The sequence below is a fragment of the Streptomyces purpurogeneiscleroticus genome, from assembly GCF_020024005.1.
GTDB classification, from domain to species: Bacteria; Actinomycetota; Actinomycetes; order Streptomycetales; family Streptomycetaceae; genus Streptomyces; species Streptomyces purpurogeneiscleroticus.
Genome location: NZ_NHSG01000493.1, coordinates 1 through 8,592 on the forward strand (window position 1 = coordinate 1; position 8,592 = coordinate 8,592).

Below are 8,592 nucleotides of genomic sequence, written 5' to 3' on the forward strand. Positions count from 1 at the left end.
GGCCAGCACCGCACCGGCCGCCGCAACCGCCAGCACCGCCCGGCGTACCCCTCGCATCCGCATGCCTTCCCCCTCTGCCCACGCACTGCGGAACCCGCTCGCTCCTGCGACTGACCGAAAGACCGACACAGCTCCGCCGGAGAGCTCGTTGCGCACGGCGCGATCCGACCGCGTCGGCGTGTCCTCTTCAAGAGCGGTTTCTAAGAGGCTGGTCCCTCGTGTTCTGGTACAGAGCGGTGCGCTGGGTCGCCGTGCGTGCGGCGGCGTTCCTTCATCTCGGCCTCGAAGACGTGGGTGCGGCCGTCCAGCAATTCCTTGTGCAGCAAGGTATTCAAGCGATGGAACTGGGCGTAGTAGCCCTCGTCGTACTCCTCGACGATCTGGAAGGTCCAGCGTCCGGGCAAAACGTTGCGGCCGATCAGCTCTCGGCTCAGGCGCTGCGCGAGGTCCTCGCGGCCCGCCTCTCGCAGCCGGACCACAACCTCGTCCAGCGCCAGATCGGCGTGGCCGGTGAGTTGGTGAAAGCTGTACAGGTGACCGCGAGCGCGTTCGATGGTCTCCAATGCCTCAGAGAACTTCCCGGCCGCGGCGACCGCCTCGTCGCTCGCCTCGTCCGGTCTGCGGTGACGCCGTGCGGGCTGATCGGGTGCACCAGTGTCGGTCATGCTTGCCCCTTTCATATCGAGGTCAGCAGCCTCTCCCCCCCCCGCAGAGGTAATGCTCACCACCGCCGCACGTCCCAGATCCTTCGATCTTCGCGCGAGGTGTACCCCTGATCATGGCCCAGAGGACGTTGACGCGTCGGCGCACGAGGGCGAGGACGGCTTGCGTGTCTTCCTTACGACGGTCCGCCGACCTCTGGCTCAGTGCCTGGGGGGCAGGTCAGGCGCTGCTGAGGCTGGGGCCCCCGTAGTCGTGTGGCTGTCCGCCGCGCCATTCCACCCGCTGGGGGTCATCCAGGAGCGACTCGGCGTCGGGGAGGCCAGCGCGGCGCAAGAACTCCACGACGTCCATATCGCTGTGAGCGAGGCCGAGGATGGCGCCGTCGATGTGGACACGGCGACCGCCGGTGCCGAGGGGCGGGTGGATAACGATGCGGGCGCTCATATGGTCAGGTTGCCTGCGGCACCATGGGGACGCATCCGGGCGGATCCGACGCGGGGCCGTCCCGCCACCCTGACGTGTGCTGCCCTGCCTAACAGGCCGGGATTGTTCAGGCCTGGCGGGCGTTCACCGCCGCCACAACCACCGCCGCCGGACCCGCCGTCGTCGGGGGCGAAGGCGATGCTGGCGCCCCCTCCTCCCGAGCCGAGCACGTCCACCATGATCGAAGTGACACCGGCAGGCACGGTCAGCGTGCCCGCCCTAGGAAATCCGTGGTCGCTGCTCGCCCTGGCCTTACTCCGGTCCGCATACCCGGCACAGGGGACACTGGTCGCTGAAAGCCCCCTTGGCAGCAGTCAGTACGTGAACCTCAGTGGTGGCTGCATCGCTGTTACCTCAAGCGCGGCTCTCCTTGACGTCACTGACAACACCGACGGTACGGCTTTGCTGTTCGCCCCGCGCCACCCGTACCCGTACCCGTACTCGTACCGGTAAGTGAACCGCCGGGCCGTGCGAGACCCCGACCCACTACCGCATATGAGGTTGAACCGCAGGGTTCTCGCACAGCCTTTCAGGCGATCCAGGTGTTTCAGTTGATCCAGGTGAGCTAGGCACTCATACAGGGCACGGACGAGGCGGGCGTGGCCCCGGACACAGCGCACGGTGCCCTTCAGCGGTACAGACAGGCGCCGTGGTCAGCCGTCCTTGCCCATGACCTTGCGGATGGCGTCCCGGGCCCGGTCCATCACCGCCGCCACGGGGCCCACGGCGAGGTTCTTCGCGGCGGTCTCCGTGCCGGGATGCGGATGGGTGGGCGCTGTCGCCTCGGCCGCCTTGACGGCCTTGGCCATCGTGGCCAGCCGGCCGGCGTCGTTCAGCCGCCGCAGCTGGGCGAACTCGTACCGTTCCTCCGCGCGGGCGTGTTCCATCACCGCGATACGCAGCTCCAGCAGCCGCGGCATGAAGGCGGAGTGCTCGGGATCCATCCCGTCGAGCTCGCTCAGCGCCTCCTTGGCCGCGTTCTCCTCGGCCAGCCGGTCCGCCACGATGTCCGCGCCCCCGTCCACGGCGCGCTTCACATACGGATGTACGACCTCCTCCTCGGCCGTCTCGTGCACGGCGAGCATCCGCACCAGGCGCCGGAAGGCGTCCCGGCGGATGTCGCCGGTGCTCTGCTCGACCTCGTCGAAGAGGTTGCGGATCTCCCCGTGCTGGCCCATGAGCAGGGCGACCACGTCCTGCTCCGGGGCGGGTGCGGGGGTGGGTGCCGTCGCTGGGCTCACCATGTCCTCCAGGGCATCGATGCGGTCGTTTCAGCTCTTCTCGCGCAGCTCGGGCACGGGGTGGTCGCCCTCGGACTGCATCCGGTACTCGCGGCCGAAGGTCTGGTGGTGCTCCTCCATGACGCGGTCGCTGGGCGGTGCCTCGCCGCCGTTCAGCGCTTCCTGCATGGCCTCGAAGCGCTCGTGGGCCTCACGGACGTAGCCGGTGCCCAGGGTGGTGAGGTCCAGCTGCTCGGCGATCAGCTCACGCAGGTAACCCCTATTCGGCTCGAACGTCAGTACGTTGGGCAGTTCGGGTGCCAGGATCTCGGCGGGGTCCCGGCCGTCGTGACGGCGCATCAGGTCGCAGGCGAGGTGGAGGTGTTCCAGCTCCTGGTTCAGATGCAGCTCCCAGATGGCCTTCACCTTCGGGTCGCTCTCGGTCTCCATGAAGGAGTGGTAGAGGTAGCACTCGTTGTACTCGTGGTTGACCAGCTGCTCCCACCACGTCTCGCCCGGGTCCACGAGAGACTCGTAGTGCGTGACGTGCTCCTCCTCGATCAGCCCGATCTCCTGGTACAGCTGCCGGGCGATCGGCTCCATGTAGGTCGGCCCGACATTCATGTAGAAGTTCATCGTCTGCTGCTCGGCCGACATGACCGTCAGCGCGTGCAGCTTCGACAGCGGATCGGTACGGGACTTGTCGTACGGCTCGCGCACGTTGTCCACCGGATGGCGGTGGTGCATGCGGGTCGGGCGGCCCGGCATGACCTCGGTCAGCCCGTCCACGACCGACTCCGCCTTGCGGTGCTCGATCATCTCGTACAGGTTGGCGTACCGGTACAGGTGGTCGAAGTCCTCCAGGACGCCGAACTGGTACGCCTGCTTGAGATACGGGTCCGGTTCGCTGCGCGCCACCCAGGCTGTCAGGTCCACCGCGACCTGCTCGTACGCGATGGTGGTCTCCAGGACCGACGAGACGCCCGGCAGCAGCCAGTTCACGGCCTTCTGCTGCTGCGCCTCGATGTAGCGCGTCCGCGCCAGCTGCCGCTTGACCTCCGGGTCCGGGCAGTGCCGGGCGAACTGGTGGCTGAAGAGGATCGCCTCGACCTCGATGCCGTTCATCGTGATGATCCGGCACCGGGTGTACGGGTCGCAGTGGTCGGGATCGATCGGCGTCACATTCAGCTCACGCCAGTTGCGCAGCTGACGGTCCAGCGGGATGCCCCGCTGCTCCAGAGGGCTGAACGCCATGAGGGCCTCCCTGGCGAATGGGATGGGTCCGAGGGTGGCCGGAGTACCCGGCCGCGGGACGCCGAACCAGCGAACGGGCCGATTGCGCCCGGCGACGCGGCACAAATGAGCCATGCAGGGCCGTCAGGCAGTGCGGAAGCTCTCGGCGGCCTGCTGGACGCGCAGGTCCTCCAGGATCTCGGCCTGGTGGCCGGCGCGTTTCAGGAGGCTGTCGAGCCTGGGCGCGTCCAGGCGGTCGTCGGTCTCGGCCAGCTCGCGCAGCGTCCGCCAGCCCGCGGCCTTGCCCTCCACGCCCAGCCTGAGCACCTCCAGCTCCAGCAGCGGGCTGAGCGGTGAGCGGGACAGCAGGCGGCGGTTGCTCTTGAGCCGGCCGATCTTCTCGGCGGCCCAGCCCGCGCCGGCCTTGTAGCCCCGGGCCCGGATGCCGAGGTCCTTCATGATGCGCAGCAGGGCCGCCCGGTCCGCCACGATGTCGGCCGCCAGCGCCTTGAGCGTCTCACCGGCCGCGGCGTCCACGGGGCTCCTGGCCAGCCGGCGCGCCAGCTCCGTACCGAACGTCGCCCCGGCCAGATGGTCGTTCAGGTACACACCGAGCAGCGCGAGCCGGTCGCCTTGCGGGCCGCGCGGGTCAGTACGGGTCACGATCGCTTCCCCTCCTCCTGTTCTTCCTATTCTTCCTGTTCCTCCTGTGCCGTCCCGCTCATCGGCCCTGGGCGTTCTCCCGGACGACCGGCCCCACATCGGGGCGGCGGCCGGGCCGCAGCATGGCGTGCCGCTGTCCCGGACCGGGCCCGGAACGGGCGGCCAGGGCATCGGCGACCGCGCCGGTGGCGAAGGCGTAGACCGTCTTGTGCAGCAGGTCCACCGCCAGTTCCGCGCGCGGCCACGTCTGCGGCGGCGCGCCGACCCCGGTCGCGTTCTCCAGGATCTGGTCGTTGGTCAGCCGAACCACCGCGAACTTGGCCGAGGACCACGGGCCGCGCAGCCCGATGTGCGCCATGACCGAGCGGAGGACGCCCAGCAGGACGCCCTGGCCCACGTGCATGACCCAGTTCGCCGGCACCCGCTCCTCCCCTGGCCGGTCGGCCATGCCGGTCAGGCGCGCCAGGGGGCGGGCCGGAACATGCGAGTCCGGCCGCCCGGTCAGGCGCTGCTCCACCTTCTCGCCCAGCGTCATCACCGCCACTCCGGCGGCACCGGCGATCACGCCTTGGTACAGTGCGCGCTTCATCATGCGGCCACGAGTACCCGTGCGCACCGCGCATATCCTCGGCCCCGGCGCCGGACGCCTCCTTCGGACGACGGCGCCACCCGAACGCCCGGCTTCCGCTCCGCCCGCCGTCCGCTTCCGACCTCGATTCGCCCTCAATTCCACAGGTGAGGGTGAAGGTGAGGGTGAGGATGAGGGCACGCCTGCGGCCGGTCTGGTAGATGCGCTGCAACAGGCGCCGACCGAAGCGTGCGTCGCCCCACTCACTCATCGCCGCCGCCCTGCTCCTGGTCGTCGCCGGGGCATCGATGGGCATTCCGCCGATGGCTTCGCGCGCGCTCTTCCTCGGTGAGTGCGTCGTTGCTGTCAGCGTCTTCCCGCCCCATACCGGCAGTGCCCCGCGCAACGACCACGGTGCCAACCGACCGCGTAGCGGAACGGGAAGGGCCGGCGACGGGGCCACAGGAGAGATGTGGGGTGGTGAATTCTGCGGATGGATGCGGATCCGTCGGGGCTTCGCTTCGGGCGGCCGTTGGCGGGAACGGTCGTGAAGATGCCGAATCCGGGAGCGGTCGGCATCTTCGTCTGAAACGCCGGTGTACGACGCCCCACACCGCCAACTGAGGCCCTAGCCACATGAGCCGAGGCTCAGTAGTTGTCACCGGCAGAGTTGGATGAGCTGCCAGAAGAGGTCGGTCGGAGCATCCTGGTTGTCACAGGCGAGGCATCCGACCTGTCACACAACCTCATTCAGCGGCCCTGCTGTCACCAGAAGCCGTCCCCTGAGGCCTGCATGACGCTAGCGTCAGGTGCATGATCGTATGGCTCAACGGCACCCACGGCGCGGGCAAGACGACGGCCAGTGCGCTCGTACAGCGGCTGATCCCCGATTCGCGGGTGTTCGACGCCGAGAAGGTCGGCGAGACGCTCATGGACATCACGCCGGGGCTACCCGCGACGGACAACTTCCAGCACTGGCCGCCGTGGCGGCCCCTCGTGGTGGAGACCGCCCGACGCGTCCTCGACTACACCGGCGGCACCCTGGTGATCCCCATGACAGTGCTGGTCGAGCAGTACTGGCGCGAGATCAGCTCGGGTCTCGCCCAGCACGATATTCCGGTCCGGCACTTCGTCCTCCATGCCGACCAGGACACCCTTCGCCAGCGCATCGCCAGCGACACCGCCCTCGGCCCCAATTCCCCGTTTCGACTCCGACACCTCGAGCCCTACGCCGAGGCGGCCCGCACGTGGCTGCACGCTGAGGCCGAGGTCGTCGACACCACGCACCTCACACCCGCCCAAGCCGCCCAGCAGATCGCGGACGCCGTCAAGAGGTGAGAGAACGGCCCCCCGGTGCTAAACCTCGAAGGTGACAACAAGTCTGCCTATGTGACAACCATCGTGCCTCGGCTCACCACAATCGGTCAGAAAGAAACGTCGATGTAGTCGATGTCGGTAAATTCCACTTCGAGGTCATCGGCGCGGTGGCCGCCGTCCTTGAAATAGATCTCCTGGAGCCCTTCGGCGACGATTGTGCGCAGCTGCTGGTCGCCGGCGCCCTGCTGTTGGGCGTCGAAGAGGCGGCGGGCGTAGGCCGGCGGGAGGTGGACGGTCAGCCGGCGGACCCGGCCGTCGTCGGTCGTGCCGATGGGTGCGGTGTAGCCGAAGCGGGCGCGGGTTTCGATGGTGATGCCGGCGGTGGTGGCGGCCTGTTTGCGGCGGCGCTGTCGGACCCTCGGCTGCCACACCTTGGGCACCTCGCGGCGCAGGGCGTCTGCGAGGCGTTTCTGCGGTGTCTTGCGCTGTCCGGCGAGATAGCGCTCGATGGTGCGCTGGGAGACGCCCAGGCGGGCCGCTACGGCCCGGGTGGAGCCCTTCTCCGCGCGGACCAGGAGGCGGATCTGCGCGAGCGGGGTTTTCGGCGGCCGGCGGGTAAAGGCCTCTTGGTCGGCGCGGTCCAGGGCGTCCTCGATGTCCCCCATGGCTTGGGCTTACTCTCCTTCGTCCAGGACGGCGTCGCCGCCCTTGATGTGGCGGGCCGGGTTGTACTGCTGCTCCATCAGGTCCACCGCCCACGCCATGGTCTGGACGCCTTCGACCTTGGCCAGGCCCGGTGTGGGGCCGAGGCGGAAGGAGCCGGGGTACGGCTTGCCGTCGGCGTCACGCGGCAGGAAGTCCAGCGGGCTCGGGCCGGGGCTGGGGTAGACCACGCAGTCGGAGAGCACCGCCAGCGGGTACAGGCCGATGGCTTCAGCGGTCTTGCGCATCTTGCGGTGCATGTTCACCCGCGCCTTGGAGATCACCGCGGCGCGGATGTCGGGGCGCCAGGTGGGGCGTTCCAGGGCCGGCCAGCGTTCACCGTCGCGGTAGTGGCGGCCCTGCGGGCGCTCGCGCAGCTTGCCGATGCCGCCCTTGACGGTGGACTTGATAGCCGCGAGCACGGCCGCCATGCCCGGGTCGGTCTGCTTGTGGTGTTCCATCGCGGCGAGGAAGGCTCGTTCGTCCAGGTCCCCTGTGACGCCGAGGTCGGTGAGGGTGTCGACGTAGGCGGTCTTCAGGCGGTCGTGCCAGGGGTCCAGGTACGGGCCGGTCTCCCGCCGCAGGTACGCCTCGAGTGGGGCGACGTCGTAGCCGAGCTCGGCCGCGTACGCGACGGTGGGGGTGGCGTACCAGGCCGGACCGTCCGGGCGCCGTCCGGACGGCGTGAAGGGCGAGGGCAGGCGAGGGTCGAGTTCGATGTGGGAGAGGTCGACCAGCCAGGAGCCGGGCGTCTTCTTGTCGAACACCGGGCGCTGCACGTACTCCGGCTCCCCCAGGCCGACGCTCAGGCGCGCGGCGGCGGCGAGGAAGGCCGTATTGATGTCCAGGCCCACCGCGTGCGGCAGCAGGCACTCCTCGTCGGACAGCAGCTGTACGTCGCGCACCCACTGGTACGCCTCCTCGTCCAGGAAGCCGCCCTCCCAGCCCTGAGCGACCGGGTGTTCGGCGGTGGCCTCCGGCGGTGCCGGGTCGACCGGTGCCGTCAGCGCGCCGGGGTTCGGGCCGGACACCCATGCGCCGGTCGCCGTGTCCTTCACCGGTCGGGTCGGCGGCCGCAGGGCGGTCATCAGTTCCAGGCCGGAGACGGCGGTGGAGCCGCGCGGGGTGAGCACGCGGGTGGCGTACGTGCCGAGGACGCGGGCGAGTTCGGCCGGCGGCAGCTGGTCGGCGCCGGGCCAGGCCCGGGTGTCGAGGGCGTCCCAGGGCAGGATCGCCAGCTGGACGCACTGGCGCTGACCGGCCGTGGCGGGGCGGTAGATGCGGGCCCACGGGCCGAAACCGCGCTGGGTGAGCTTCCACTTCGCGCGGGTGATCTGCTTGACCACCGGATGATCCTCCGGCAGGCGCAGCGAGCGGCGGGCCTCGGGCCCCTCCAGACGCTCGGGCAGGCCGAGCCGTACGGCGGCCGATGCGGTCAGCGCGACGAGCGGATCACTGTCCTTGCCGTGGCGGTGCAGCCGCGGCGCCCCGAGTCCGGACTCCTTCAGCGTCCACTCGACCAGGGCCGGGATGGTCTTGGCCGGGCACTCCAGCACCAGGCCGTCGGCGCAGTAGGCAGTGCCGTCGTCGTCCAGGACCGCGAGCGGGCCGTGGGGGAAGCGCGCATCGGCGGTCGGCTTCTTCGGCATCGCCTTCTTTGCCGTTGGCCGCCGCGATGTTGTGTTCCTGGCCGTGCCGGTGGCCGGGTGGTGCTGCGGGCTTGAGCCGGGGTCTGCCGGGGCG

At 69.6% G+C, this 8,592-nt stretch carries 9 protein-coding genes; 1 reads left to right on the plus strand and 8 read right to left on the minus strand.

Annotated features, from left to right (window positions below; all coding sequences use genetic code 11):
* Positions 1–200 precede the first annotated feature (200 nt).
* From CCS38_RS35130 to CCS38_RS35155, 6 genes are all read right to left on the minus strand, one after another.
* Positions 201–665 (minus strand): hypothetical protein, encoded by a 465-nt coding sequence (locus CCS38_RS35130; protein WP_223737676.1) that lies wholly within the window; start codon positions 663–665, stop codon positions 201–203.
* 217 nt (positions 666–882) lie between these two features.
* On the minus strand, positions 883–1,107 hold the full coding sequence (locus CCS38_RS35135; protein ID WP_223737677.1) for a hypothetical protein: 225 nt from the start codon (positions 1,105–1,107) through the stop codon (positions 883–885).
* 692 nt (positions 1,108–1,799) lie between these two features.
* Positions 1,800–2,390 carry a hemerythrin domain-containing protein gene (locus CCS38_RS35140; protein ID WP_223737678.1) on the minus strand — a complete coding sequence of 197 codons (591 nt, stop codon included), beginning with the start codon at positions 2,388–2,390 and terminating at the stop codon, positions 1,800–1,802.
* A gap of 27 nt (positions 2,391–2,417) precedes the next feature.
* Positions 2,418–3,620: a hypothetical protein gene (locus tag CCS38_RS35145; protein ID WP_223737679.1), complete on the minus strand. Its 1,203-nt coding sequence runs from the start codon at positions 3,618–3,620 to the stop codon at positions 2,418–2,420.
* Between the two features lie 123 nt (positions 3,621–3,743).
* Entirely contained in the window at positions 3,744–4,262 is a 519-nt protein-coding gene (locus tag CCS38_RS35150) for a hypothetical protein (RefSeq protein WP_223737680.1), read from the minus strand.
* A 58-nt stretch (positions 4,263–4,320) separates the two neighbouring features.
* Complete coding sequence (locus tag CCS38_RS35155; protein WP_223737681.1) at positions 4,321–4,854, minus strand: hypothetical protein; 534 nt, start codon at positions 4,852–4,854, stop codon at positions 4,321–4,323.
* A 789-nt stretch (positions 4,855–5,643) separates the two neighbouring features.
* Between CCS38_RS35155 and CCS38_RS35160 the strand changes: the two genes are divergently transcribed.
* A complete protein-coding gene (locus CCS38_RS35160) occupies positions 5,644–6,168 on the plus strand; it encodes a P-loop nucleotide/nucleoside kinase family protein (protein ID WP_223737682.1) in 525 nt (174 codons plus the stop codon).
* An 86-nt stretch (positions 6,169–6,254) separates the two neighbouring features.
* Here CCS38_RS35160 and tpg read toward each other — a convergent pair whose 3' ends face one another.
* Both tpg and tap read right to left on the minus strand, forming a co-directional pair.
* Positions 6,255–6,812: a telomere-protecting terminal protein Tpg gene (gene tpg, locus CCS38_RS35165; RefSeq protein ID WP_223737683.1), complete on the minus strand. Its 558-nt coding sequence runs from the start codon at positions 6,810–6,812 to the stop codon at positions 6,255–6,257.
* A gap of 9 nt (positions 6,813–6,821) precedes the next feature.
* On the minus strand, positions 6,822–8,592 hold a 1,771-nt coding region (tap, locus tag CCS38_RS35170), incomplete at its 5' end, for a telomere-associated protein Tap (RefSeq protein WP_372457214.1).